Source organism: Paenibacillus sp. FSL H3-0321, from assembly GCF_038002865.1.
Classification (GTDB): Bacteria; Bacillota; Bacilli; order Paenibacillales; family Paenibacillaceae; genus Paenibacillus_AQ.
Genome location: NZ_JBBODH010000001.1, coordinates 4,858,775 through 4,884,718 on the forward strand (window position 1 = coordinate 4,858,775; position 25,944 = coordinate 4,884,718).

The following is a 25,944-nucleotide window of genomic DNA, read 5'->3' on the forward strand; positions in this document are numbered from 1 at the left end:
CACTACGATTGATAAGGAGACCGCACCCTAATGAAGGAATTGAATTATCCTAAAGTATTCATGCTTTTGGCAGGACTGTCACTGGCGACGCTGGCTGTCTACCGTGTGGTTTCGCTGCGGACCGATACGTTTTTTGATTTTTTGCTCTGGAACTTCTTTCTGGCCTGGATTCCCTTTTTATTCTCCATGGCCGCTTACGGCCTGGATAAGCGTAAGGTTTCCGGGCTGCTGCTGCTGCCGCTTGGCATAGCATGGCTGCTGTTTTTTCCGAATGCACCCTATCTGATGACCGACCTGCTGCATTTGACGATCAGAAAGAACATATATTTCGTAGACGGAGTTGTTCAGAGCCGGTATTGGTACGATTTAATCACCTTGCTGTTGTTCACCTGGAGTGGCTGGCTGACCGGTTTTTTCTCCCTGTACCAATTTCAAAGCGTCATCTTCCGCAGAAGCAATCTGCTGCTCTCCTGGATTTTTGTCCTCGCAGCCTGTGCGCTGGGCGGATATGGCGTATTGCTCGGCCGGGTATACCGGCTCAACAGCTGGGATGTTCTGACCGACCGGCATCAGCTCTACCAGCTGGTGGTTGACAGCCTGAACCGGCAATCGCTCTTCTTCAGCCTGTTCGTCGCAGCTGTTCTGCTGGTCATCTATGCTACGCTGTATTTCCTGCTGAATGGTCTGGGCACAGGGAGTGTGCAGGCTTATTCCAAAGGCGGAAAAAGATAAACGTCCTGCTCCGGATGGAACTGAAACAACTCCAGGTCGATCACGCCATGATCATCAAAAAGAACGCCTTCTCCCAGCAGATACAATCTTTGTGTAGAGACTGCTTCGTCTTCGGCAAGAGCAATTTTGCCTTTGGAATTAACAACTCTATGCCAAGGCAGCTTGTATTTGCGGCTCATGGAATGGAGAATGCGCACGACCTGCCGGGCCGCCCTGGGGCTTCCTGCTGCACGGGCGATCCCGCCATAGGTCATAACCTTTCCCTCGGGGATGGATTGAATAATACAAATAACCTTCTCTGTAAATGGTGTCATAACGGCTCCTTAAGCTTACGTAGGCAGTAGTATCTTCAGATCATTACAATGAATTATAACAGAGGGGGCATGTGGTTTGGGAACATTGATACCCGATAAACGCGGGATGAAGCTGATGTCCAATGAGCCGAAGGGGATTGGCGGCTGGCTGGTGCTTGTGCAGATTGGACTTTTTCTTACTATTTTTACTTTGATTTTATCTGTAATTCATTTTTTCTTCACAACGCTTGGCGGAGAGGTATGGGATATACTTACTTCACCGGATTCTAACGTTTATGACCCGCTATGGAAGCCGACATTGATTTTCGAATTGGCAGGCAACGTTGTCTTTCTTTTATTTGCTGCTTTTCTGGTCGTGTTGATGTACCGCAAAAAGGCTTCTTTTCCGCGCTGGATGATCCTTTTTTATGCCGCCAATACGTTGTTTCATATCGTTGATTACGTGCTGCTCACCAATATTCCGCTGCTTGCCGAGTTCGGAGAGGATCCGGACGTGCAAAGTATTGGCAGAAGCATGGTTCTACTCCTGGTATGGATTCCTTACTTTATACGGTCGCGCCGAGTGCGCAACACATTTATCAATTAACTACATAGCACACTCTTTCAGAAGGAGCCGCAGCCGCGGCTTCTTTTTTTGCAAATATAAGAATTTATATGCTTCACGCTGTAAATTATCCTTCTATTTCTCGCTGAAACGGATACCGTCCTTTTGAGGACGGCGAAGCCGTTTCCACTTGTGAGAAGCAAGCTCATAATTTCCTCTACAGCAAAAAGTTGGGGAATAGGAGTTAGAGTGTCGGGGGATAATCAGATCAAAAGAATAGTGACGGGAGTGAATACTGTGAAGAATACAGAGGCTGTGGAAACAAGCGACCGTTCTTCCGGCAAAATATCTTCTTCCCAGCCGCTCAGTCCCTCATTGGATGAGACGGTGGCTCTATTCCGGCGTATCTTCAGCAACGACGGGACACTGAGAGTACGGATCATTGAGAATACACATAACACGCGGATCCGCTGTGGCCTGATTTATGTGGATGGGATGACCGACCGGGACTTGATTCAGAATGGCATTACCAAACCGCTGATGACCTACGAATTCCTGGACAAGGATCTGGGAACCCCGGCAGAGCTTATGGAACTTATCCGCCTTCGGATTATCAATATCAGTGACATTATGGTCTCTACGGATTTGGATGAATTAGTAGGGGCTATAGTGGGAGGGAAAACGGTATTTCTGCTGGACGGATACGCCGGTGCGCTGAATATTAATGCCCAAGGCTGGCAGACCCGCGCCATTGAAGAACCTACGACCGACAAAGCGGTCCGGGGCCCAAGGGAAGGCTTCAATGAATCGCTGATGACCAACCTGACGCTGATCCGCCGCAGAGTGCAGAATTCCGATTTGAAGTTTGTATTTACCGACATCGGTACCCGGTCTAAAACCCAGGCCTGTATCTGCTATATGGAAAGCCTTGCTTCACCGGATATTCTCAAGGAGCTGCATGGAAGGCTTGCGAGGGTACAGCTCGACCATTTGCTGGATACCGGTTATCTGGCCGAGCTTATCCGTGATGAACCTTATTCGCCTTTTGAGATGATCGGCAGTACGGAGCGCCCGGATTCGGTGGTGAGTAAGATCATGGAGGGCAGAATTGCCCTGCTGATTGAAGGAAGTCCGTTTGCCCTGACGCTGCCTTATGTTTTTGTGGAGAATTTCCAGGCCAGTGAGGATTATTATATCGGTTATATGTTCGCTACTTTCAACCGTGTGCTCAGAGTGATGGGAGCCTTCATGTCCATCAGTATTCCTGCGCTTTATGTCGCACTTGTTACTTACAGCCAGGAGATGGTTCCTACATTACTGCTGCTAAGTATTGCCACCGCACGATTATCGGTTCCCTTTCCCACAGTAGTCGAGGCAATTCTTATGCTGACCATCTTTGAGATTCTGCGTGAAGCGGGGGCACGGATTCCCAATTCCATTGGCCAGGCGGTCAGCATTGTAGGCGCGCTGGTGCTGGGCCAGGCTGCGGTGGATGCGCGGATCGTCAGTGCCCCGATGGTTATTGTTGTGGGCCTTACCGGGATTACCACCCTGCTGAATCCCCGGCTCACCGGACCGTTGATCGTAGTCCGGATCCTTTTGCTGCTGATGAGCTTCTTTTTTGGAATCTACGGCTACTTCTTCGGCTTGCTCGGTTTGGTCATCCATTTGATGAGCCTGCGGTCCTTCGGAGTTCCCTATATGCTCGGGGTGGGCTCGATCCGGCCGCAGGATATCAAGGATACCGCCATCCGTGCACCTTGGTGGGACATGTATCTGCGTCCGGCGATCATCGGGGCGCGCAACATGAAGCGGAAGCCGCCCAAGAAACCGGTTAAGCGGTTATGAACAGGGGACAAAAAATACTGTCTGCGCTGCTCTCCGCAGTGCTGCTGTTTGTCATCTCCGGCTGCTGGAATTATTCCGAGGTGGATGATATGTCCATCGTGGCCGGCGTAGCCATCGACAGGAACAAGGCGGACGGCAAGCTGCAGATGACTGTGGAAATGGTGGATACCCAGGGTGGACTTCAGCAGAATCAGGCAGGCTTCAAGACGCTTAGTTTTACAGGAGATACTATATTTGAAATCGCCCGCGACATGATATCGATGACCGGCAAGAAGCTCTTCTGGAGTCACGCCAAGGTGATTATTTTCAGTGAAGAGGTTGCGCGGGAAGGCTTGATCAAAGCAATAGACTGGTACAGCAGGGATACAGAGACCCGATCCGATGTCTTTATTTTTGTATCCGAACAGAAAAATGCACGGGATGTAGTTAACCAGAACAGTACAACAGAAGCGATTATGTCCTTTGAACTGGCACAGATGATGCGTGATGAAAAGTATGTCGGCAGCGCTCCGGTTGTGGAAATCTGGGATTTCATCGACAAGCTGGAGACCTCAGGTTATAATGCCGTCGCACCGCTGGTGTACATCAATGAGAAGAACGGGCAGAAAAATGAGCGTGTAGATGGAGCTGCAGTATTTGTAAAGGATAAAATGGTCGGGAAATTGAACGGGAAAGAGACTAAAAACATGCTTTTCGCCAAAAATGATATAAAAGGTGGTGTACTGGAGGTGAATAGTGCGCAGGGGACTCCCGCTTATTCCCTTGAAATATTATCAAGCAGGACGAAAGTCAAACCTGCAATGATAGACGGTAAAGTTCATATACAGATCAATACAGTGACGCATACCGGGCTGGACGAAGTGATGACTGCAGTGGGTTTATCCGGCAACGAAAGCATAGCGGCCATTGAAAAACGCGCAGGCGAAGATTTGCAAAAGGAGATACTCTCCTTAATCCATAAGGTGCAGCAGGAATACCATGCCGATATCTTTGGCTTTGGTGAAGCTGTTCATGAGAATCTGCCCAAGACGTGGACCAGGCTCCGCGAGCAATGGCCGGATCAATTTGTCAATCTGGATGTGGACGTCAGCTCCAAGGTGATCATTCAGAGCACTGCCAAAACTACACGGGCGATTAAGCTGGGGGATTAGCATGTTCTTTTATGTAGTGCTTATGTATGCCGTTGTCGTGCTGGTTGACCCCTATGGTCTGCTCAAGCAAGGGAAGAAGCGGGATTTGTACGTTTGCTCCGCGCTGTGCCTGATCTCCTTCTCCCTGGCTTTTGCCTTGTCGATGCATTGGGAAATTCCCAGTCCCTCAGAGCCGATCGTTTATTTGATTAAAAAGCTGTTCTAGAATGCACTCCTGAAAGGAGGGGAAGACATGAGCAAAGAAATCGTACCGGCGGGACAGTCGATCAGCATAGCGATCCTGTTTATTATCGGCAGTTCACTGTTCATGGGAGTCTCGGGGCAATCCGGCAACAGCAGCTGGATCGGGCTGATTTTTGCCATTGTGCTGGCGGTTCCGCTCATGCTCCTCTATGCGAGGCTCCATGCGCTGTTTCCGGGCAAGGATCTGTATGATATGCTGCATGCGGTGTTCGGCCCTATTCTCGGGAGGCTGTTCTCCTGCCTGTATATCTGGTATACATTGCATCTGGGCTCGCTTGTGCTGCGGAATTTCGGGGAATTCAGCAAGACGGTAGCCTTAACCGCGACACCGATGTTTGCACCGATGCTGATCATCGGCCTCCTCTGCATTTGGGTAGTGAACGCGGGACTTGAGGTGCTTGGGAGAAGCGCCAAATTTCTGCTGCTGTTTACAATAATGGCGACTGCCTTAGCACAGCTGCTTTCCATTCCCAAGTATGAGTTCCATTATTTGAAACCGCTGCTGGAAAGCGGCTGGGGACCTGTCTTTACGGATGCAATAGGCTCCTTTACCTTTCCGTTTGGCGAAATTGTTGTTTTTCTCGGCGCGTTTAGTGTGCTCCCGAAGAAAGGTTCAGCGTTTCGGGTGCTGCTCAGCAGCCTGCTAATTGCAGGAATCATAATGATCTTCGTTACCTTGCGGAATTTGCTGGTGCTGGGTCCCGAGATTTTATCCAGTCTGTATTTTCCCTCCTATGTCGCGGTGAGCAGAATTAATGTGGGGGATTTTCTCACCAGAATTGAAGGCTCGTCCTCCATTACTTTTGTAACCGCGCTGTTCATTAAAACGAGTTTATGTCTGTATGTAACCAGTAATGGAGTAGCTAAAGTGTTCAATCTGAAGAGCTACCGTTCCGTTGTGATGCAGATGGGCCTGATCATGGTCTACATGTCTGTCTTTATCTACAAGGATATTCTTCAAATGCAATACTTTGCCTATCATATCTACAAAATTTATGCCCTGCCGTTTCAGGTGGCCATTCCGCTGCTCTTATGGATTGTTGCCGAGTTTATGTCCAGAAAAGCGAGCCGCAAGCAGACAGCCCCGCAGCCGTAGTGCCGGATCTGAGAAGCTTAAACTCCACCGCCTCCCGGGCCGGGCTTTTTTTTGTGATTTCCCAGCTGCAGGGAAGATAGCTATAATGATATTCATAGAGAATAGGATGTTTGCGACTGTAAAGGTGGAAGGGGCTGTTGGCTTAACGATGAATACATATGTACTTGTATATAACAGCTTTGTTCAGTTTGAGGTAGTTTTGGCTGCTTATTTTATGAAGACACAGAGCGAGGTCCATACCTTGGGGCTGAACAGTATGCCCGTTATTTCCTGTGAGGGCTTCTCGATTAACCCGTCAGCGGTACTCGGGAATATTGATGTGAACGCTATAGATCTGCTGGTTATCCCTGGGGGTGAAGTGGAAGAGCTTGCTGCGAATGAGGGGCTGCTTGCCTTGATCCGCAGCATGAACGCTTCAGGTAAAACGGTCGCAGGTATTTGCGGCGGGGTTACGGTGCTGAAAGCTGCCGGGGTTCTGGAGGGCAGATCCTATGTGGACAACCAGGAGGGCAGGGAAGCTGCGGAGAGTTCCAAAGGATTGCCGGACGCGGGAGCATCAGACGAGGTCAATGTAATCAGGGACGGAAATATTCTTACGGCTAAGCCCAACGGGTATGTTGATTTTGCGCTTGAACTCGGCAGGATGATGGACATTTATCAGGACGAGGCTGATCTTCAGGAAACGATTGATTTCTTTAAATATTTCAAATCCGTTTAGAACGGCTGATGACGGATAACGGGAAGGAGAAGGCATTATGAGTGTATCACGTATCGTTATGTCCTCGCATTGGGGCAGGGAAGTCAGACATAAATATGTGGCCCAAGGCGAAGCGAAGGCACTGGCTGTCGTCTTTCCGGGGAAGGATTATTCCGTGGAGCGTTCGCTGCTCGATTATGCGGCCAAGGTGGCCCGGGAACATGGCTGTGATCTGCTGCTGCTGGAGTACGGCTATCAGAGTGCACGGGCGGACTTTAAGCGCGAAGACATGGATATCGTTATAGAGGAATGCAAGGCGGCGATTGCCGCGCTTCCTGCACTTCCCGAATATGAACAGCTGTTGTTCATCAGTAAAAGCATGGGTACGGTCATAGCCGGAAGAGTGGCGGCTGAAATGGGTGTTCAGCAGAAAACCTCCCATCTTTATTTGACACCGCTTGTAGACTCCATCCCCTGGATAAAGCAGAGCCGGGGCAGCATGATCTACGGCGGCAGCGATCCGCTGTTCAATGAACAGCATTCCGCCGAGATCACCGGACTGCAGAATATCAGGGTATACAGGATCGACGATGCCAATCATGCGCTGGAGGTAGGCAGCGTCAATGAGTCGCTGGCGGTGCTTCTGGTGATTATTAATTTCTATCATGAATTTTTCCGCGATGCATTGTAGCATTGAATAGCCATCTAATCTATCTCAAGGAGTGGATCGAATGATATTGGATTTGAACGTATCCATTTGGAATAAACGGGAGGCGTAACATAAGATGCAGGGGAAGCAGGTTGGAAAAGGGCGAACGGCAGAGGTGTGGGAGCATGGCGAAGGAAGAATCATTAAACTCTACAACGGGGACATCCCGGAGCCGTATGTGGAACGGGAATATCTGGTCAGTAAATATGTATTTGAACAGGGTCTCTGCACTCCTGAGCCGCTGGAGCTTGTCGGGATTGACGGACGTAAAGGAATCGTATTTCAGCAAATTCAGGGCCGTTCCCTGCTGGGGATGATCAGCGGACAGCCCTGGCAGCTTGGCAAATATGCCAAACAGATGGCTAGACTGCATAATAACCTGCATCAGTTGGAGGGAACAGAAGACTTTGGCCGGCAAAAGGCGGAGCTGAGAAAAAGCATTATTGCAGCACCCATGCTCACCATGGAGGAGAAGTCGGCGGTGCTGGACCACCTGGAAGGACTCCCGGAGGGGAATAAGCTGTGCCATGGAGACTTTCACCCCGACAATGTGCTTATAAATGAACAAGCCTGGATCATCGACTGGATGACCGGTATCATGGGGAATCCTGCCGGTGATGCGGCGCGTTCGGTGCTTCTCTTCAGTATGGGCGCCATGCCTCCGGGAGCCTCTCAGTTGGCGAAATTCGTTATAGGTTTTATGAGACAAAGGCTTACCAAAGGATATATCCGGGAATACCTCGCATTGTCGGGGCAATCCTATGCCGCAATAGACAGTTGGATTCTACCCGTAGCGGCGGCGCGCCTTGTTGAGGGTGTTCCTGTGCAGGAGAAGGAGCAGCTTGTCCGGGAAATCCGTAAACGTCTGAGCAAGAGTTCGGCCATTTGAATTACCTATGGGAAGAGGTGTGTTATGACTACATATATTGCGCTGCTGCGCGGCATTAATGTCGGCGGCAACAAAATCATTAAAATGCAGGATTTGAAAAGCATGTTCCAGTCACTGCACTTTGAGCATGTCCGCACCTATATCCAGAGCGGCAATGTTGTATTTGAAAGCACGCAGGGTTCAGGTCACGAGCTTGCTGCAGTGATCGGAGAGCAGATCCGGGAGACCTTTGGTTTTGACGTATCCGTAATTATCCGCAGTCTGGAAGAGCTGGAAGCAGCGATTGCGGGCAACCCTTTTCAGCTTACGGAAGCTGACGAGTTCAAGCGGCTGTATGTCTCCTTTCTGGCTGATGAACCTACGGCAGAGGCACTGGAGAAGCTGCGTCCCTACGAGGATGGAGCGGATAAGGTGCGGGTAACAGGCAAGGAGATGTACACGCTGTATGAGTTGAGTGTAAGCCAATCGCCGCTGTTTAAGGTTCAGCTGGACAAGCTTCTCGGGACGCCTATTACCGCCCGCAATTGGAATACGGTAAACAAGCTGGCTGCATTAGGACGTTCGGTTTAGAATACAAATCACGTAATTATGGTTTTTGCGGTTTATGCAATCCGCTGCATTTATGTACATAGCAGTATTTATATGAAGCCCTGGATTCCGGGGCTTTTTTTTGATGTCTTGATAGGTTTCCCCTCTGAATCTTCCTTGGTTTTCCCGCAGAAAAGAATTCCTAAAGCGCGATACCAAGTACCGCCAGCACCCGGCAGCCTGCGCTATTAGGAAGGCTATGCCGCTCTCCTAGCTTTCAGCAAACATTCAGCCACATTTCATTATGAGTTAAGGTACGGATGCAATAATACAGCTAATCAAAGATTGGACCGGGGGGCAGAGCACTGCCGGAATGATTGAGTTATAGAGGAATGGGAGTGGAGAAAGATGAGACTGCTTAAGAAGCCGGGTTCAGATGTTGTGCTGCTGTGCATCTTGCTGCTTGCAGCGTTTCTGTACGGCTATGGAATCTGGAATGATCAATATGTAAATACGTACTATACCACTGCGGTGGGCAGCATGATGCAGAGCTTTCACAATTTCTTCTTCGCATCGCTTGACTCTGCAGGTTCAGTAACGGTGGATAAGCCGCCGGTTACATTCTGGATTCAGACGGTCAGCGCCCTGATCTTCGGGCTGCATGGCTGGAGCGTCATCCTGCCTCAGGCACTTGGCGGTGTAGGATCAGTGCTTCTCGTATACCTGATGGTCAAGCCAACCTTCGGCAGAACCGCAGCGCGGTTAGCGGCACTGGCCATGGCTTCTACACCGGTAGCCGCTGCTGTCAGCCGGACGAACAATATTGATGCCATGCTGGTGTTCACGCTGCTGCTGGCAGCATGGTTTCTGTTCAAAGGAACAAAGACGAATAGAATCGGCAGTCTTCTCGCTGCATTTGGGCTAATCGGAGTTGCCTTCAATGAGAAGATGCTGCAGGCATATATGGTTTTACCGGCATTTTATCTCTTTTATATTCTGGCCGGCAAAGTGAACTGGAAGAAAAAAACCGGGGTGTTGGCAGCCTGCACCGCAGTACTGCTAGCGGTTTCGCTCTCCTGGGCCGTCATTGTCGATTCCATTCCAGCGAGTAAACGTCCCTATATGGGCAGCAGCGGCACCAACTCTGTTTTAAATCTGGCCTTTGGATATAACGGGGTCTCCCGTTTAACCGGCGACCGCAGTACTGGCGGCGGGGGCAGCGGTGGAATGCCGCCCAATGGCGGCGGAATGTTCGGCAGTGGCGGTGAGATGCCGGCAATGAACGGTGGGATGCCGGCGTTAAATGGCGAGATGCCGGGGATGAATGGAGCTGATGGCGAACGAAGTGACGGCCGGGGAACACCTCCGGGCCAAACCGACGGCTCTGCCACCGGAGGCCAATCCTCGGAGGATGGCGGAATGCCGGGGCAGGCACCGGGAAGTCAAACGGATGATGGAGGACGGCAGTTCGGCGGCGACGTGTTCCAAGGTAATCGCGGCGGCATGAACGGCGGGGGTGGCGGAATGTTCAATACGGGGACAGCCGGTCCCCTGCGGCTGTTCCAATCCGCTCTGTCCGGTCAAGCCAGCTGGCTGCTGCCATTCGTATTGTTCGGGTGTATCGGTATCTTTGCCAGCCTGCGCAGAACAAACTTCACGCAGAAGCATAAGGAGGCACTGTTCTGGCTGGCTTGGCTGGTGCCGGTCATGGGATTCTTCAGCATCGCCGGATTCTTCCATCAATATTACCTGATTATGATGGCACCGCCGATTGCGGCGCTGGCTGGAGCAGGCTGGTCCCAGCTCTGGAGCTATTACAAGGAACGTTCAACCTGGCTTTCCTGGCTGCTGCCGCCGGCAGTTCTCACAACAGCGGTTTTTGAATGGTACATTATTCATCCTTATGACGATACCATCGGCAAGGGTTGGGCGATAGGGGTTCTGGCAGCAGGAATGATTGCCGCCCTTCTGCTCTTAATTCTTCGAATAGTTAAAGATAACAAAAAGCCATTTGCACAAGCTGCAGCCATCGCCGGTCTGCTCGTACTGTTGATCGGCCCGCTCTATTGGGCTTTTACACCGATCACCTATGGCTTGAACAGCATGACCCCGGCAGCAGGACCTGACAGCAGTGAAAGCCGCGGAGGCGGAGGCATGGGCCCAGATGGAGCTGGAGCTGGAGGCGGAGGCGGCAGAAACAGTACCTCCGGTGTGAACGAGACTCTGCTGGCCTACCTGAAGGAGCATAATACCGGTGAGAAGTATCTGTTCGCCGCTATGGATTACGGAACGGCAGGCCCTTACATTATCGACGAAGGTGAATCGGTTGTGATCCTGAACGGGTTCAATAGTTCCGATGTGCCTTATACAACCGATACCCTGAAGGCGCTAGTCGAGAGCGGGAAAGTGAAATACTTCCTCGTTACCAGCGGCGGTATGGGCGGCGGACGCGGCGGCAATTCCGAAATCACGAGCTGGATTACCGAGAACGGTACAGAGGTGCCGTCAGCCGATTGGCAAGGTACAGTTACAGGCAGCAATGGCGGAACCTTGTACGAGATTACCCTGAACTAATTCTGTTTGCCGGATATATATGAAGCGCGCCGCATTATTTGTCCTGCGTGCTTCATCACTACAATTTGAGGAGGAGCTGCTCATGGGCTACAACGTGCGCTATTCCATAATTATTCCGATGTTTAATGAAGAGGCAGTGATTCAGGAGACATACCGCCGGATCAAAAAAGTGATGGGAACGACAGGTGAGCCGTATGAACTGCTCTTCGTCAATGACGGCAGTACTGACAACTGTGCGCAAATGATTGAAGAATACAGCTACTGGGATGAAAGTGTGAAGCTGATCGACCTTTCGCGGAATTTCGGGCATCAGATCGCGATAACTGCGGGGATGGATTATGCACTGGGCGATGCGGTGGTCATTATCGACGCCGATTTGCAGGACCCGCCGGAGCTGATTCTGGACATGATTACAGAGTGGAAGCAAGGTTATGAGGTTGTATACGCCAAGCGCATCAAACGCCGCGGGGAGTCCTTGTTCAAAAAGTGGACGGCAAGCGCCTTTTACAGAGTGCTGCGCTACTCAACGGACATCTCGATTCCGGTGGATACCGGAGATTTCCGGCTCATTGACCGCAAGGTCTGCGATGAGCTGAAACGTCTGCCGGAAAAAAACCGTTTTGTACGCGGCCTCGTCAGTTGGGTGGGCTTTCGTCAAAAGGCGATCGAATATGAACGCGATGAACGGCTCGCGGGAGAAACCAAATATCCCCTCAAGCGGATGCTCAAGCTGTCTCTGGACGGCATCACATCCTTTTCCTACAAACCGCTGAAGCTGGCGGGCTACTTGGGAGCGTTGCTGTCCGCATCCGGGTTTCTCTACCTTATGTATGTGCTGTACCTGGTGCTCTTTACGGACGAGGCCGTTAAGGGCTGGGCGTCGATGATCGGCATTACCTTGACCTTCAACGGATTCGTGCTTATTATGCTGGGCATTCTCGGTGAATATGTCGGCCGGATTTATGATGAGTCCAAGGGCCGTCCACTCTATATCGTCCAGGAGTTCTATGGCGGCAAAAAGCAGCAGGATGTGCGGGAGCGCAGAATGGCTCCTCTTAACAAATAACGAAGGGAGCGATCCAACGTGAAAATCAGAAAAGCTGTGATTCCCGCCGCCGGTCTGGGCACGCGCTTCCTGCCGGCTACCAAGGCCCAGCCGAAGGAAATGCTGCCCATTGTGGATAAGCCGGCGATTCAATACATCGTAGAGGAAGCGGTCCGCTCCGGTATTGAGAGTATTATTATCGTAACCGGCCGCAACAAAAAATCGATTGAGGATCATTTTGACAAATCGGTGGAGCTGGAGCAGACCTTGCTGGAGAAAGGAAAACTGGACCTGCTCCGCGAGGTGCAGGGAATCAGCGAGCTGGCAGGCATTCATTACATCCGGCAAAAAGAACCGCTGGGGCTGGGTCATGCCATTCATTGTGCAGAGCAATTTATCGGAGATGAGCCGTTCGCGGTGCTGCTCGGTGATGACATCATGGTGTCCGAGCCCCCGGCACTCTCGCAGATGATGAGGCTGTATGAGCAGGCGGAGAAGATGATTGTCGGTGTTCAAAGGGTGCCAAGGCAGGAAGTCAGTAAATACGGGATCATTGCTTCAGGAGGTTCCATAGACGGTGTGCATGCCGTAAGCGGACTGGTGGAGAAGCCTGTGCCGCAGGCCGCGCCTTCGGAATATGCGATTATGGGCCGGTACATTTTGCAGCCTTCGATCTTTTCGGTGCTGGCCAGACTTGAGCGCGGAGCTGGCGGTGAATATCAACTGACGGATGCTTTGCATGAAGTGTGCCGGAATGAAGGGCTGCTGGCCCTGGATCTGCAGGGCAAACGTTATGATATTGGGGACAAGTTCGGGTACATTCAGGCCACCCTGGAAATAGGGCTGCAGCGGGAAGAGTTGCGGCCGCAACTCCTGCCGTATTTACGCAAGCTGCTCGGCAGCCTGGAGGGCAGTGAGAAGCTCAGGCTGTATTGGGAAGTACGGCTGCAGGCAGAAGCAGCCGCATCCTTTGATGATGCTGGGGCAGACGTTCACGCAGACCCAGTGTAAACTTAAAAGGCTGTTCCGGATAATGTTTGGCTTACAGCCATCATAATTTGGAGCAGCCTTTTGTGCAGGCCCGCCAATCGAAACTGTACATATTACAAATTTAGTGTTGTCACGTGTGCCCTTTGCTGCTAAAGAAAAGTGGATCGTTCCCCCCGCTATCACGTCGCAGTACAGAGAACGGGCAGGTGATCAGCATAAAGATTATTATTTGAACGCTTGAGTGAACGTAGTTGTATTTGCTACAGCTATTTGGTGCGTTAAGGGCCGATTTTAGAGTATAGGTGTATTGGGTACAATTAAAAATTGTGAACAGTTGGGGTTCAGTGGAATTTCGTGAAAATAAATGTACGGAGTGCAACTACCTCTTCGTAGGCCGCTAAACGTGGGGAAATAGCTGTACAAACTGCAATTATCGGACAAGTGGAAACGGCTTTGCCGTCCTTTTTTAAGGACGGTACCGTTTCAGCGAGAAATAGAAGGATAAGTTATCGTGTGAAACATATAAATTCTTATATTTTGAAAAAGGCCAACCGCAATCGCGGCTGGCCTCAATCCAGCTAAGAGAGGGACTCATGAAGCGAAGTATCCGCCCGGAGTCCCTCTCGTATGAATATAATTATGCCTTCAGCAGATCGTGATCGACATATCTTGCACCGTTCAATTCACTGATGACATTAATGGCGACCTTCGCGCCGTCACCTGCGGTAATAATAGCGTGCACGCTTACTCCGGCAACGGTTCCGGCGGCCCAGATGCCTTCGACATTTGTTTTGCCTTCGGCGTTGACGGCTACCACGGTCTTGATTCTTGGCTCCGTGCCATCCTTGGTTTCCACACCGGCTTTAGCAGCCAAATCGGTCAGGACGCCTGTAGCCAGAATCACATGTTTCGCCTCATAAGTGGCACCGCTCTCGCTTTCAATGATAAAACCCTCACTGCCGGCGGTAAGACCCACAGCTTGATCAGCCACTAATTCCGCCCCGAATTTGACGGCTTGCTTGTGTCCGGTTTCCACGAGGTCGGGACCGCCGATTTCGGAGATTCCATAAAAATTCTCATACCACCCTCTGCGGGTCATTCCTTTGTCATTGTCAATCAGCAGCGTTTTTTTGCCCGCTTTGGCGGCGAACAGGGCTGCACTGGCACCGGCTGGTCCGGCTCCGATCACGGCGATTTCGTACATGAATTCGACCTCCTAAAAGTTTTGTGAGCATAACATCCTTGAATCGACTTCGTACAAAACTTACTTCGAAAGCATAAGCTTAAGTTTTGTGAGCATAACATCCTTGAATCGACTTCGTACAAAACTCACTTCGAAAGCATAAACTTAAGTTTTGTGAGCATAACATCCTTTTCACACACTATTATAACGTTAATTACACTACATAAGCTAATCCAGCAAGCAAGGAAGAGAGACTTTAAAGACAGTGCCTCCACCGAGAGTACTCTCCACGCTGATGTTCCCGTTATGTGCCTCCACAATAGACTTTGTAATGGACAATCCAAGGCCCGAACCGCCGTATTTGCGCGTGCGCGAGGAATCGCTGCGGTAGAACCGGTCGAACACATGGGGGAGATGGTCAGCAGAGATGCCGGAGCCGTTGTCCCTGACAGTCAGCGTTGCTTCGGTGTCCCGGGCGTGCAGGGAGATATGGATCGTCCCCTTGTCGGCATCCGTATGCTGAACGGCATTGTGGAACAAGTTGAGAATGACCTGTTTGATTTTGTCGGGGTCATACATGCCACGGATGCCGTAAGAAATATCGAAGTTGACCTTGCGGTTCGCGGCCAGTACCAGGAGCTGTGGCTGCATCTCATCGATGACTTCACCCAGCAGCAGGTTCTTGACCCTTAGCTGAGGCGCGCCGTCCATACGGGCCAGCAGGAGCAGGTCTTCGACCAGCTTATTAATCCGTTTGGATTCACCGTGCATGCTGTTCAGTGCGCCGTAAAGCTGGTCTTTATTATCCGCCGCCCCCCGCAGCAGCACCTCGAGGAAGCCATGAATCGAAGTGAGGGGAGTCCGCAGCTCATGGGAAGCATCGGCGGCGAAACGGCGCATTTGTTCCTTGGCTTCACGTTCATTATGGAACGAAATTTCCAGACGCTCCAGCATCCCGTTGAAGGACTGGGACAGCTTGTCGATTTCTGTCTGTCCCTGGTTGACGGGGAAGCGCACGTCCAAATTGCCGGCGTCGATGATTTGCGCAGCTTCGCCCATATTGGATAAGGGAACCAGTGTTTTGCGCAGTGCAGGCAAATACAGGAACAGCCCGGCTAGTAAAGCAATTACCGCCAAGCCGGCGAAGATCATCAGCTGCTGCATGATTACATCTCTCAGCGGGCCGGTGGCCACGCTCATTTGCAGCAGCATTTTGGGTGCACCCGGTTTGCGCAGATTCATGAACACGGCCAGGTGCTCACTGCCATCCTCAGCGGTTATCAGCCGGTATTCTCCCGTTTGTTTGTCCGTAGTATGTTTGAGCAGCTCATCATACTCTTTGTTCGTCATTCTTGGAGCGGCAGAATCGGAAAGCGTATCCTCCTGGAAATCCTTAAAGGTGCCGTCCGGGCTGTAGATGGCGATAGTTGTATGGGCATCCAGCAGGAGAGGACGCCTGTCACCGCCCATCCGCTGCCCGTCCGGGCTGTTCTCTCCGGGTGCTGCGTCACCGCCGCTCGTGGCGGGACTGGCACCAGGAAGTTCCGGTTTAACCATCCCTGGTGTGTCTGTTGTCCAAGAAGGGTCTGAAGCGCCTGAAATACTCAAGTCAGCCGGAGTACTGTTCCCGGAATTGAGAAACGTAAAATAGAACTCACGCGGCACGGACCTCAGCTGCGTTTCCATGGATTCCGCCCGGTTGGTGTAGATGAAGTTCCGCATCAGCACATACTGCAGCACACCGATCAGCAGCAGCAGCACGGACAAAATGATGAGCGAGATGGCCAGCAGCTGCTTGCGCAGGGAACGCGGAGACGGGAGCCTGCTGAATAAGCCCGAGAGGCGGGCAATCATACCAGGTCCACGCGGTATCCTGCGCCGCGCAGCGTGCGGATAATCTTATGCTCTTTATCGCCAAGCTTCTCGCGGAGAGAACGGATATAGACCTCCACGATATTTTCCTCTCCGCCAAAATCATATCCCCATACCTTGTCCAGAATCATCGGCTTGCTCAGTACCAGGCCATGATTGATGACCAGGTATTGCAGCAGCTCATATTCCGTAGGGGACAGCTCCAGAACCTCTTCCTTGTGGCGGATTTCCTTGCGGCGGCCGTCAATCCGGAAGGGGCCGCAGCGCACTTCCCCAAGCAATCCCGGGAACTGATTGCGCAGCCGGGCCTGGATCCGGGCCAGCAGCTCGTCGAAGCTGAACGGCTTGACCATATAGTCGTCAGCCCCGATGGACAGGCCCTTGACCCGGTCGTCCACTTCGTCTTTTGCAGTCAGCATGATGACCGCAATCTCCGCTTCTTCTGAACGCAGGTAACGGCAGACCTCAAAGCCGTCCATCCCCGGCATCATCACATCCAGAATGGCCACATGCGGTTTGAAATCGGCAGCAATTGCGATCGCGCTGACACCGTCAGGTGCAGTCATTACTTCAAACCCTTCGTTCATCAGACCCAGTTCCAGAAACTGCAGGATATGAGGCTCGTCATCTACGAGCAGTAGTCGCACGCCTTGGGCAGCTTTCATGAGTAGTACCTCCGTTTACAGTAAAAGATAGTTCATTATGACACATTACGTTGAATGTTTGCTGAAAGAAGCGTCTGCTTAAGTTCAATATCAGATTAGAATTTTTAGTTCATGGTTAATCATTCTGGTTAATCTAGTTATAAGAAATATAAGTTCTATTAATAAGGAATGTAATTACAATTTAAGGTTTTTGGAATTCAATAAAGGGTTTTGACGGCGACCCTAGAACACTTTACAATAAGGATACAAACCCGGTTTTTGGAGAGCTTTTCTCATGAATCCGGCAACTTGTCCCGATATCAGGTGTCCCCCCGTTTGTTAACCTTATCCAAATTTCCTATCAAGCACATTTCTTTCATTTTACTTCTTGCTGGTTCACTTCTTTTTGAATTCTATCTTGGGTCTATTTCGCACCATCAAACTTCATTCAACCTTATTTATTACATGCTTTACTACCCATATGTCAAGGAGGCTCTTCCATGAAGAAAAAAGAAATGGTAGCCATGCTATTGGCGGGAGGCCAAGGGAAAAGGTTGAAGGGATTGACCAAAACGCTTGCCAAGCCCGCTGTTTATTTTGGAGGAACTTACAGAATCATCGACTTCCCCTTAAGCAATTGCTCCAATTCAGGTATTGATACAGTTGGTGTGCTCACTCAATATGAGCCGCTTGTACTGCATTCATACATTGGGGTAGGAAGTGACTGGGATTTGAACCGTAAGGATGGCGGTGTATTTGTATTGCCGCCGCATGAACGGGAGAATGGAAGCAGCTGGTACCGGGGAACGGCTGATGCAATTTACCGCAATCTGAAATTTGTTGATCAATTTGATCCGGAGCATGTGCTTATACTTTCCGGCGACCATATTTACAAAATGGATTACAATGCTATGCTGCAATACCACAAAGCTAGAAACGCCGACTGCACCATCTCGGTCATTGATGTTCCGCTTGAGGAGGCCAGCCGCTTTGGCATTCTCAACACAGATGAAGATCTGAAAATTTATGAGTTTGACGAGAAGCCGGTGAAGCCGAAGAGCACGCTGGCGTCGATGGGCGTTTATATATTCAAATGGGAGGTTCTCCGCAAGCATCTGCTGGAAGACGGGGAGAATGCAGACTCCTCCCATGATTTCGGCAAAGATATCATTCCTCTGATGCTGGAGGACGACAAATCCCTTTTTGCCTATCCATTTGAAGGCTACTGGAGAGATGTAGGTACAGTGGCCAGCCTGTGGGAGGCCAATATGGATTTGTTAAGCGATCATCCGCCGCTGAATCTGAATGATCCCAATTGGCGCATTTTCACCCGCAATCCGAATCAGCCGGCACAATATGTAGCTCCAGGAGCGAAGGTATCGAGCTGCATTATTAATGAGGGCTGCATCGTGTATGGAGAGGTGAAGCATTCGGTGCTCTTTTACGGTGTGGAAGTGGGAGAAGGCAGCGTCATTACCGACTCCGTCATTATGCCCAAGGTCAAGATCGGCAAGAATGTACGGATCCATAAGGCTATCATCAGCGAAAATACGGTAATCGAGGATTATATGGAGATCGGAGTCGATCGGGAGAATGAGGACGAAATCCTGCTGATCGATAATCGGAGCAAGAAACGTAAATCAGTTGCAGCCAAAACCATATAACCATTAGAGGACGGTGAACCGGGATGAAAAAGCTTATGGGTGTAATCAATCTTGATCATGAACTGGATAAATTAAATGAGTTGACCTATTTCCGCTGCGGTGCTGCCGTGCCTTTTGCCAGCCGCTACCGGCTGATCGATTTCGTTCTTTCCAATATGATGCGGGCAGAGCTGGAAAGCGTTGGACTGTTTGTCCGCCGTAAATACCGTTCGCTGATGGACCATCTCGGTGACGGCAAGTCCTGGGATATGAACCGCAAGCACGGAGGACTGTTTATTCTGCCGCCTGACTGGAATGATCCGACAGACACCTCGCTTGGGGATTTGCAGCATTATCATAACAATCTGGATTTCTTCAAACGGGCCTCGGCCAAATATATTGTGTTCTCCGGCAGTCAGCATATCAACACTGTGGATTTCCAGGAGGTGTTCCAATACCATCTGGAGAAGGGTGCGGATGTAACGCTTGTCTACAAAACGATAGACCAGCTCCAGCCTGAGCATGATCCCTGCTTGCGTGTTGAGGTAGACGAAGAGAATGCGGTTACGAATATTCATCATGAGAAGGACCATCACAATGTGTATTTGGATATCTTCATCATGGAGAAAAAAATGTTCCTGGAGCAGGTAGAACATTGCATCGCCCATGGCGAGAGTTTCTTCTTCCGCGATGTGATCCAGAAGAACCGGCACAAATTCAAAATTGCCGCTTACGAGTACAAAGGTTATCATGCAGTGATCAATTCGCTGGAAAGCTATTACAAAAATAGTCTGGAGCTGCTCCGCCAGGACAATTATTTCAGCCTGTTCAAGGAGAATCCGGTGCAGACCAAGATTAAATATGAAGCGCCAACCCGTTATCTGGATAGTGCAGAGGTCAGCAACTCCCTGGTGGCCAACGGCTGTATCATTGCCGGAACCGTGGAGAACAGCGTGATCTTCCGGGGCGTGCAGATCAAAGAAGGCGCCCGAATCATCAATTCTGTCATCATGCAGAAATGTGTAATTGAAGAAAATGCCGTGATTGAAAATGTCATTATGGATAAAGATGTGCACTTAAGCAGAGACCGGATTCTGGTCGGAGATAACAAACGTCCATTTGTTATAGCCAAGAGCAGCAAAATTTAACCTCAGGATCAGTTGAACCGGGCAGCCCCCCGTTCAGCTGATCCTGAGTTTTCATAAATATGCCATTCACAAAATAAGGATCTGTCAGGAGGAACCCGCTGTTGTTCAACGATAAAGAAACCTTTAAACAAGCGTTCCGCGAGGCACTCATCAGGAAATTGGGTAAGCCGCTTGAAGAAGCTTCGAATGCTGATGTGTATAACATCATCGGCAATATGATCCGAGAGAATGCAGGCAAAAACTGGGCAGATACCAACCAGAAGTATAAGGTTGATAAGGAAAAGCAGGTCTACTATTTTTCCATGGAATTTCTGATCGGCAGGCTTCTGGGCAATAATCTGCTCAACATGGGCGTGCTGGAGGTAGTACGCGAAGGGCTTGCAGAACTGGGCTTTTGTCTTCAGGATATTGAAGAGGAAGAAGCAGATGCAGGCCTTGGTAACGGAGGTCTGGGGCGTTTGGCTGCCTGCTTCATGGATTCGCTGGCTTCCCTGCAGTATGCAGGGCATGGCTGCGGCATCCGTTATAAATACGGCCTGTTTGAGCAAAAGATTGTTGACGGATATCAGGTGGAGTTGCCCGATTATTGGCTGCAGAACGATAATGTGTGGGAATTGCGCCGGGAAGACAAGCAGGTGGAAGTGCGGTTCTGGGGACATGTGGAGACCCGTGAGGAGAACGGTGAGCTGGCCTTCGAGCATAAAGATTATGAAGCGGTGCGGGCGGTTCCTTATGATATTCCGATTATTGGCGCGGACCGCAAGCATGTGAATACCCTTCGGAACTGGAGTGCCGAATCGATCAACCCGTCTTCGAGAATAACCGGCTCTCTGGCTGGAACGGATTATCACAAGTTTCTGGAATACAAACGTTCGGTGGAATCCATTTCTGAATTCCTGTACCCGGATGATTCACAGTATGAAGGCAAGCTGCTCCGTCTGAAGCAGCAGTATTTCTTGTGCAGCGCAGGTCTGCAGAGCATTCTGCGGACTTACAGCAAGACGGGCCTGCCGATTGAATTGCTGCCAGACAAAGTGGCTCTGCACATCAATGATACGCATCCAACGCTGGTTATCCCTGAGCTGATGCGGATTCTGATGGATGAACACGGCATCGGCTGGAAGCAGGCCTGGAGCATGACGACACGGATGGTGTCTTATACCAACCATACCATTCTCAGCGAGGCGCTGGAGAAATGGCCGATGGGGATGGTCCGGGAGCTGCTGCCTCGTATTTTCCTCATTATTGAGGAAATCAACGCCCGGTTCTGCGGTGAGCTGATGAGCAAATATCCCGGCGATCAGGACCGGATCAACCAGATGGCAATTATTCATGATGATCAGGTGCGGATGGCCCATCTGGCGATAGTAGCCAGCCATAGCGTGAATGGAGTAGCTGCGCTGCATACGGAGATTTTGCAGAAACGCGAGATGCGGCTGTTCAATGAAATGTATCCGCACCGCTTCAATAACAAGACGAACGGCATCACGCACCGCCGCTGGCTGCTGCATGCCAATCCCGAGCTGGCCGGACTGATCAATGAATCCATTGGCACACGCTGGATTCACCATCCGCAGGAGATGATCGGGCTAATTAAATATTGTGAGGATGCTTCATTCCAGGAGCAGGTGGCCGGCATCAAACGCCGCAACAAGCAGCGCCTGGCGGAATACATCGGCAAGAAGCATGGAGTGCAGGTAGACCCGGATTCCATCTTCGATGTACAGGTCAAACGGCTGCATGCCTACAAACGCCAGTTGCTGAACATCCTGCATATTATGCATATGTATAATCAGCTTAAAGACAATCCTTCTATGGACATGGTGCCGCGTACCTTTATATTCGGGGCCAAGGCCGCACCTAGCTATCATTTGGCCAAACGGATTATTAAACTGATTAATACTGTGGCTGATGTCGTCAACAAGGATCCGGACATCAAAGGCAAGATCCGCATCTTTTTCCTGGAGAATTATTCGGTCTCTTTGGCGGAGAAGATTATTCCCGCAGCCGATGTAAGCGAACAAATCTCTACAGCAAGCAAGGAGGCTTCCGGCACCGGCAACATGAAGTTTATGATGAACGGTGCGCTGACCATCGGCACGATGGACGGGGCCAACGTGGAAATGCACGAAATGCTGGGTGACAACAACATGTTCCTGTTCGGACTGCGGGCAGAGCAGGTGCTGGATTACTACCAGTATGGGGGCTATCATTCCCGTGATATCTATAATGGCGATGGACGAGTCAAGGAAGTGCTGGATCAGCTCATCACACCGGGGCCAATCTGCTGCCATACCCAGGAGTTCGATTCGCTCTATCAGTCACTGCTCGACAATAACGATGAATTTTTTGTGCTTAAGGATTTTGCCAGCTATGTGGAGACCCATGTCAAAATCGATCTCGCCTACCGCAACCAGAAGGAATGGCTGAAAAAGTCGATTATCAACATCGGCCACTCCGGCAAATTTTCCAGTGACAACACGATCAGCCGCTACGCCTCCGAAATCTGGAATATTAGTCCGGTCCGGCAGTAATCGGGCGTTATCCTCAGCATAAGAATGAACAACAGCAAAAAGGCCGTCACAAACGCAGGTGCTCCTGCGAATGTGGCGGCCTTTTACATGCAGCCGGGAAAATTAGATTACGTCCGAAACCATAGCCGCGAACCGCTCCAGGAAGCGGCGTTCCTCATCATCGAAGCGGTGCTTGAGCGGGCTGTCGATATCCAGCACACCCAGCAGCCGGTCCTCCTTAATCAGCGGCACGACGATTTCGCTGTTCGAAGCGGCATCACAGGCAATATGTCCCGGGAAGGCATGAACATCATCCACAACGAGCGTCCGGCGTTCGCTTGCGGCCGTTCCGCATACTCCGCGGCCCAGTGGAATACGGATACAGGCAGGCAGCCCCTGAAAGGGGCCAAGCACAAGCTCCTTGCCGTCAAATAAATAGAAACCGGCCCAATTGGTATCCGGTAGAGAGAACTTAAGCAATGCCGAGGCATTCGCCAGATTGGCAACGGCATTTGGCTCCCCTTCCATCAGCGCTCCCAGCTGGGATAGAACCGCTTCAAAACGCTCGCTGCGCGTTCCGTCGTAGGGCATAGCCTGAAACATGAAGCATCACCTTCCTGTACCTTGAGTCAGTATGAATCCATAACTGTAACTAACAACATAGTACAGCAACGTTCAATACGTCAAGCATTACCGGATTTAGCAGATTGCAGAGCTCACACCCTTACCGTAACAGTCCCCCGTGTTTCCACAAGCCATCACTAGGGTAATGCTTTTATAAGAATAAGCAGTGATTGAATTTACTAAAACTGGAGGCTTTTGGCCGGAAGGAGTGGAATATGCGCGCCGATGTACAGAACTTGTTCGTAGGGATCCATATGCTTTATTTTGCACATGAGAGGGACCTTACAGTATCAGAAATGCAGCCGGAACTCGAGAATTTGGGATACCGGGTGGCGGAACGTGAAGTGAAGCAGGAACTGGAACGGCTCTGCCAGGAGAACTTCCTGACTGCCCATGGCGAGGAGTTCAGTATTACCGGGACGGGGATTGAAGAATTCAAGGCGATTCAGGAAAAGCTCCAGGTTCTCTGCACCGAGGTGCTTAAGCCGGTCAAGGCAGCAGGGGCCTCAGGTTAATCCTGGAGATTATGCCGGTTTCCACTATACAACAGCATGAGCGAACCTTATGTACAAAACAAACGTCTGCATCAGGGTGGGATCAAGCCGCCCCGATAAAGGCGTTTTTTAAACGATTTCTCACTGAAACGGTACCGTCCCGGTTAAGGACAGTACCGTTTCTATATGTGAAATTTATGTTTCTATTCAGGACATCCTTACATATGTTGTATACTTATAAGGTTGGAAGGGGACGAGAGCGTTGTACGTGTGCAATGGGATGGTACCGGCTTTGAGCGGAGAAAGAGTGGAACTGCGTGTTATGACCGAAGATCATGCCGCTGCATTATATGATCTCTGGTGTCATCCTGAGGTAGCGCCCTGGCTGGACATGCCCCCTCTGTCTTCGGCCGCTGATGCAGAGCATCTGATTGGATTACTCCGGCAAATGGCGCGGGAAGAAGAGAGTCTGCGCTGGAGCATCATAGGACCGGAGGGTGACGTAATCGGCAGCTGCGGCTATAACTACTGGCAGCTGCCGGGAGCGTACCGGGGAGAAATCGGCTGTGAGCTGTCACCGCCCCATTGGGGGCAGGGATATATGCAGGAAGCGCTGGAGCTTGTACTGGATTTCGGCTTCGGCACCATGGGGCTGAACCGGATTGAAGTATTATGCCATCCGGACAATGTCCGGGCGCAGAGGTTATTTTCAGCACTGGGCTTCCGGCGGGAGGGGCTGTTGCGGGAATACCGTCATACGTCCTCAGGCTTTCAGGACGTTATTCTGTATGCGCTGCTGTGCAGTGAGGCCAGACGCTAATATATAGAGAGAGGATTTGGATTCATTGAAGTCTCCAGGAGAAACAGAACGCAAGCTTATCTTGATAGGGGTGCTGCTGGCTACGTTTTTGGCAGCAATTGAAGGAACAGTAACCGGACCTGCCGGACCGGCGATTGTTGGGGATTTCCAGGGGATGCAGTGGCTGAGCTGGATATTTACCGCCTATCTGCTGGCCATGGCAGTCACGACCCCGATATTTGGCAAGCTGAGCGATCTGATTGGCCGCAAGCCTGTGTTCATCGGCGGTGCTGTGGTATTCTTGCTCGGCTCGCTGTTGTGCGGCATATCGCAGAGCATGGAACAGCTTATTATATTCCGCGGTATCCAAGGAATCGGAGCGGGAGCACTGATTCCGATGACCTTTACGATAATCGGTGACATCTACAGCATTAAAGAACGGGCAAAGACACAAGGGCTGCTGAGTTCGGTATGGGGGATATCCTCTCTGGTTGGACCGCTGCTCGGCGGCTATGTTGTTGATTACTTAAGCTGGCGCTGGGTGTTTGTGTTTAATCTGCCTTTTGGCCTGTTATCGATTATATTTATTTCCCGCTATCTGAAGGAAGAACGGGTAAGACGCAAGACGAAGATTGATGTAGCCGGTGTGCTGCTGTTCGCGGCAGGGATGGGCGCGCTGCTCTTCGGACTGACGACAGGAGGGCAGAATCTGCCCTGGACGTCTCCGCTGCTGCTGGCGATATTGGGGGCGGCAATTCTGCTGCTGGTAGTATTTCTGTTTGTGGAGCGCCGTGCTCCTGAACCGATGCTTCCGCTCACGCTGTTCTCTGTTCGTAATATTGCTGTATCCACCGGGGCCAATCTGCTGGTCAGTACCTTGATCATTGGCTTGTCCACCTATGTACCGCTGTGGGTTCAAGGAGTGTTCGGAAAAAGTGCAGCCCTCTCAGGCCTGCTGCTCGCTCCGATGTCGGTAGGCTGGATGCTGGGCTCCATTGCCGGAGGACGGATGATCCTGCGCTCCGGCTCCCGCCGGACGGGCATGCTTGGTCTGGCGCTGATTTCCATAGGGGCCATCGGCCTTGCGTTTATGAACGGGGATTCCTCACAGTTGCTGCTTCTATGTCTTATGCTGTTCTGCGGAGTCGGGTTTGGCTATGCCTCTACCGTATTTACCATTATCGCCCAGTCCTCTGTGGAGCATGAGCAGCGCGGGGCCTCAACGGCACTCAATACGTTTACCCGTTCACTCGGGCAGACGGTTGGGGTAGCAATTTTCGGTTCCTGGCTGAACCTTACGATTGACAGACGTCTGGCGGAGCAGCCTGGCAGTGCAGTTACAGGGGATGACATCAATACACTGCTTAATCCGCATGGCGGCAGCACACTGACCGGGGAAGCCTGGAGCAGTCTGCATGGTGCGCTGGAAGGCGGCCTGCATTCACTTTTTGTTGTGATGGCGGCATTCGCAGTCTTGTCCCTGATTATTTCTTCGGGTCTGCGGAGTGGTGTTCCTTCCATTGCAGAGGAGAATCCGGTGCTTAAGAAGGCTTAGTGAATAACACTTGTGTCAGAACCCTTCTATTGCTGCAAGAAAAAAGAAACGGCTGAGTCATCCTTAACAGGACGGCTCAGCCGTTTCTACTTGATCTAGAGCAATTCTG

At 50.9% G+C, this 25,944-nt stretch carries 23 protein-coding genes and 1 pseudogene; 19 read left to right on the forward strand and 5 right to left on the reverse strand.

Features of this window, described 5'->3' with window-relative positions:
- The first annotated feature begins 30 nt into the window (after positions 1-30).
- The gene (locus MHI45_RS21770; RefSeq protein WP_076112831.1) at positions 31-732 is read left to right on the forward strand and encodes a DUF1361 domain-containing protein; all 702 of its coding nucleotides are present in this window, start codon (positions 31-33) and stop codon (positions 730-732) included.
- Here the strand turns inward: MHI45_RS21770 and MHI45_RS21775 are convergent.
- Complete coding sequence (locus MHI45_RS21775; RefSeq protein ID WP_076112830.1) at positions 708-1,046, reverse strand: MGMT family protein; 339 nt, start codon at positions 1,044-1,046, stop codon at positions 708-710. The genes MHI45_RS21770 and MHI45_RS21775 overlap by 25 nt on opposite strands.
- Positions 1,047-1,122: 76 nt before the next feature.
- Between MHI45_RS21775 and MHI45_RS21780 the strand changes: the two genes are divergently transcribed.
- The 12 genes and pseudogenes from MHI45_RS21780 to galU form a co-directional block, all read left to right on the forward strand.
- The gene (locus tag MHI45_RS21780) at positions 1,123-1,632 is read left to right on the forward strand and encodes a DUF2569 domain-containing protein (protein ID WP_076112829.1); all 510 of its coding nucleotides are present in this window, start codon (positions 1,123-1,125) and stop codon (positions 1,630-1,632) included.
- Positions 1,633-1,887: 255 nt separating this feature from the next.
- The gene (locus MHI45_RS21785) at positions 1,888-3,438 is read left to right on the forward strand and encodes a spore germination protein (RefSeq protein ID WP_179091816.1); all 1,551 of its coding nucleotides are present in this window, start codon (positions 1,888-1,890) and stop codon (positions 3,436-3,438) included.
- The gene (locus MHI45_RS21790) at positions 3,435-4,589 is read left to right on the forward strand and encodes a Ger(x)C family spore germination protein (RefSeq protein WP_076112828.1); all 1,155 of its coding nucleotides are present in this window, start codon (positions 3,435-3,437) and stop codon (positions 4,587-4,589) included. The genes MHI45_RS21785 and MHI45_RS21790 overlap by 4 nt, the downstream gene beginning before the upstream one ends.
- Position 4,590: 1 nt before the next feature.
- Positions 4,591-4,794 carry a hypothetical protein gene (locus MHI45_RS21795; protein ID WP_076112827.1) on the forward strand — a complete coding sequence of 68 codons (204 nt, stop codon included), beginning with the start codon at positions 4,591-4,593 and terminating at the stop codon, positions 4,792-4,794.
- Between the two features lie 27 nt (positions 4,795-4,821).
- The gene (locus tag MHI45_RS21800) at positions 4,822-5,928 is read left to right on the forward strand and encodes a GerAB/ArcD/ProY family transporter (protein WP_076112826.1); all 1,107 of its coding nucleotides are present in this window, start codon (positions 4,822-4,824) and stop codon (positions 5,926-5,928) included.
- Positions 5,929-6,013: 85 nt separating this feature from the next.
- On the forward strand, positions 6,014-6,646 hold the full coding sequence (locus tag MHI45_RS21805; RefSeq protein ID WP_341159863.1) for a DJ-1/PfpI family protein: 633 nt from the start codon (positions 6,014-6,016) through the stop codon (positions 6,644-6,646).
- A gap of 37 nt (positions 6,647-6,683) precedes the next feature.
- The gene (locus MHI45_RS21810; protein WP_076112825.1) at positions 6,684-7,316 is read left to right on the forward strand and encodes a hypothetical protein; all 633 of its coding nucleotides are present in this window, start codon (positions 6,684-6,686) and stop codon (positions 7,314-7,316) included.
- Positions 7,317-7,410: 94 nt separating this feature from the next.
- A complete protein-coding gene (locus tag MHI45_RS21815; protein ID WP_076112824.1) occupies positions 7,411-8,223 on the forward strand; it encodes a phosphotransferase family protein in 813 nt (270 codons plus the stop codon).
- Between the two features lie 24 nt (positions 8,224-8,247).
- On the forward strand, positions 8,248-8,793 hold the full coding sequence (locus MHI45_RS21820) for a DUF1697 domain-containing protein (protein ID WP_076112823.1): 546 nt from the start codon (positions 8,248-8,250) through the stop codon (positions 8,791-8,793).
- A 366-nt stretch (positions 8,794-9,159) separates the two neighbouring features.
- On the forward strand, positions 9,160-11,325 hold the full coding sequence (locus MHI45_RS21825) for a glycosyltransferase family 39 protein (RefSeq protein WP_076112822.1): 2,166 nt from the start codon (positions 9,160-9,162) through the stop codon (positions 11,323-11,325).
- Positions 11,326-11,407: 82 nt separating this feature from the next.
- Positions 11,408-12,391, forward strand: a complete 984-nt coding sequence (locus MHI45_RS21830) for a glycosyltransferase family 2 protein (RefSeq protein WP_038585510.1) — start codon at positions 11,408-11,410, stop codon at positions 12,389-12,391.
- Between the two features lie 18 nt (positions 12,392-12,409).
- Positions 12,410-13,297: pseudogene (galU, locus tag MHI45_RS21835) on the forward strand (UTP--glucose-1-phosphate uridylyltransferase GalU); the annotation flags it as partial.
- Between the two features lie 700 nt (positions 13,298-13,997).
- On the opposite strand, the gene MHI45_RS21840 reads toward galU, so the two are convergent.
- The 3 genes from MHI45_RS21840 to MHI45_RS21850 form a co-directional block, all read right to left on the reverse strand.
- A complete protein-coding gene (locus tag MHI45_RS21840; RefSeq protein WP_076112820.1) occupies positions 13,998-14,564 on the reverse strand; it encodes an FAD-dependent oxidoreductase in 567 nt (188 codons plus the stop codon).
- A 207-nt stretch (positions 14,565-14,771) separates the two neighbouring features.
- Positions 14,772-16,397 carry a sensor histidine kinase gene (locus MHI45_RS21845; RefSeq protein ID WP_076112819.1) on the reverse strand — a complete coding sequence of 542 codons (1,626 nt, stop codon included), beginning with the start codon at positions 16,395-16,397 and terminating at the stop codon, positions 14,772-14,774.
- Positions 16,394-17,080, reverse strand: coding sequence for a response regulator transcription factor (locus MHI45_RS21850; protein ID WP_076112818.1), 687 nt, complete (start codon positions 17,078-17,080; stop codon positions 16,394-16,396). Before MHI45_RS21850 ends, MHI45_RS21845 begins: the two co-directional genes overlap by 4 nt.
- Positions 17,081-17,559: 479 nt before the next feature.
- Between MHI45_RS21850 and MHI45_RS21855 the strand changes: the two genes are divergently transcribed.
- The 3 genes from MHI45_RS21855 to MHI45_RS21865 all read left to right on the forward strand — a co-directional run bounded on the left by MHI45_RS21855 (position 17,560) and on the right by MHI45_RS21865 (position 22,384).
- Entirely contained in the window at positions 17,560-18,723 is a 1,164-nt protein-coding gene (locus tag MHI45_RS21855; protein WP_076112817.1) for a glucose-1-phosphate adenylyltransferase, read from the forward strand.
- Positions 18,724-18,746: 23 nt separating this feature from the next.
- Positions 18,747-19,850: a glucose-1-phosphate adenylyltransferase subunit GlgD gene (gene glgD, locus MHI45_RS21860; RefSeq protein WP_038585525.1), complete on the forward strand. Its 1,104-nt coding sequence runs from the start codon at positions 18,747-18,749 to the stop codon at positions 19,848-19,850.
- 101 nt (positions 19,851-19,951) lie between these two features.
- The gene (locus MHI45_RS21865) at positions 19,952-22,384 is read left to right on the forward strand and encodes a glycogen/starch/alpha-glucan phosphorylase (protein ID WP_076112816.1); all 2,433 of its coding nucleotides are present in this window, start codon (positions 19,952-19,954) and stop codon (positions 22,382-22,384) included.
- 102 nt (positions 22,385-22,486) lie between these two features.
- On the opposite strand, the gene MHI45_RS21870 is transcribed toward MHI45_RS21865, so the two are convergent.
- Complete coding sequence (locus tag MHI45_RS21870) at positions 22,487-22,966, reverse strand: GAF domain-containing protein (protein ID WP_076112815.1); 480 nt, start codon at positions 22,964-22,966, stop codon at positions 22,487-22,489.
- 236 nt (positions 22,967-23,202) lie between these two features.
- Between MHI45_RS21870 and MHI45_RS21875 the strand changes: the two genes are divergently transcribed.
- The 3 genes from MHI45_RS21875 to MHI45_RS21885 all read left to right on the forward strand — a co-directional run bounded on the left by MHI45_RS21875 (position 23,203) and on the right by MHI45_RS21885 (position 25,835).
- On the forward strand, positions 23,203-23,502 hold the full coding sequence (locus tag MHI45_RS21875; protein ID WP_076112814.1) for a hypothetical protein: 300 nt from the start codon (positions 23,203-23,205) through the stop codon (positions 23,500-23,502).
- Between the two features lie 271 nt (positions 23,503-23,773).
- The gene (locus MHI45_RS21880) at positions 23,774-24,301 is read left to right on the forward strand and encodes a GNAT family N-acetyltransferase (RefSeq protein ID WP_256718204.1); all 528 of its coding nucleotides are present in this window, start codon (positions 23,774-23,776) and stop codon (positions 24,299-24,301) included.
- 25 nt (positions 24,302-24,326) lie between these two features.
- On the forward strand, positions 24,327-25,835 hold the full coding sequence (locus MHI45_RS21885; protein WP_438495430.1) for an MDR family MFS transporter: 1,509 nt from the start codon (positions 24,327-24,329) through the stop codon (positions 25,833-25,835).
- Positions 25,836-25,944 lie beyond the last annotated feature (109 nt).

Excerpts from the sequence above, each read along its gene's own strand:
- MHI45_RS21770 (WP_076112831.1), top strand. The coding sequence starts at position 31 with ATGAAGGAATTGAATTATCCTAAAGTATTCATGCTTTTGGCAGGACTG.
- MHI45_RS21775 (WP_076112830.1), bottom strand. The coding sequence starts at position 1,046 with ATGACACCATTTACAGAGAAGGTTATTTGTATTATTCAATCCATCCCC.
- MHI45_RS21790 (WP_076112828.1), top strand. The coding sequence starts at position 3,435 with ATGAACAGGGGACAAAAAATACTGTCTGCGCTGCTCTCCGCAGTGCTG.
- MHI45_RS21795 (WP_076112827.1), top strand. The coding sequence starts at position 4,591 with ATGTTCTTTTATGTAGTGCTTATGTATGCCGTTGTCGTGCTGGTTGAC.
- MHI45_RS21800 (WP_076112826.1), top strand. The coding sequence starts at position 4,822 with ATGAGCAAAGAAATCGTACCGGCGGGACAGTCGATCAGCATAGCGATC.
- MHI45_RS21805 (WP_341159863.1), top strand. The coding sequence starts at position 6,014 with ATGATATTCATAGAGAATAGGATGTTTGCGACTGTAAAGGTGGAAGGG.
- MHI45_RS21810 (WP_076112825.1), top strand. The coding sequence starts at position 6,684 with ATGAGTGTATCACGTATCGTTATGTCCTCGCATTGGGGCAGGGAAGTC.
- MHI45_RS21815 (WP_076112824.1), top strand. The coding sequence starts at position 7,411 with ATGCAGGGGAAGCAGGTTGGAAAAGGGCGAACGGCAGAGGTGTGGGAG.
- MHI45_RS21820 (WP_076112823.1), top strand. The coding sequence starts at position 8,248 with ATGACTACATATATTGCGCTGCTGCGCGGCATTAATGTCGGCGGCAAC.
- MHI45_RS21825 (WP_076112822.1), top strand. The coding sequence starts at position 9,160 with ATGAGACTGCTTAAGAAGCCGGGTTCAGATGTTGTGCTGCTGTGCATC.
- MHI45_RS21830 (WP_038585510.1), top strand. The coding sequence starts at position 11,408 with ATGGGCTACAACGTGCGCTATTCCATAATTATTCCGATGTTTAATGAA.
- MHI45_RS21840 (WP_076112820.1), bottom strand. The coding sequence starts at position 14,564 with ATGTACGAAATCGCCGTGATCGGAGCCGGACCAGCCGGTGCCAGTGCA.
- MHI45_RS21845 (WP_076112819.1), bottom strand. The coding sequence starts at position 16,397 with ATGATTGCCCGCCTCTCGGGCTTATTCAGCAGGCTCCCGTCTCCGCGT.
- MHI45_RS21850 (WP_076112818.1), bottom strand. The coding sequence starts at position 17,080 with ATGAAAGCTGCCCAAGGCGTGCGACTACTGCTCGTAGATGACGAGCCT.
- MHI45_RS21855 (WP_076112817.1), top strand. The coding sequence starts at position 17,560 with ATGAAGAAAAAAGAAATGGTAGCCATGCTATTGGCGGGAGGCCAAGGG.
- glgD (WP_038585525.1), top strand. The coding sequence starts at position 18,747 with ATGAAAAAGCTTATGGGTGTAATCAATCTTGATCATGAACTGGATAAA.
- MHI45_RS21870 (WP_076112815.1), bottom strand. The coding sequence starts at position 22,966 with ATGTTTCAGGCTATGCCCTACGACGGAACGCGCAGCGAGCGTTTTGAA.
- MHI45_RS21875 (WP_076112814.1), top strand. The coding sequence starts at position 23,203 with ATGCGCGCCGATGTACAGAACTTGTTCGTAGGGATCCATATGCTTTAT.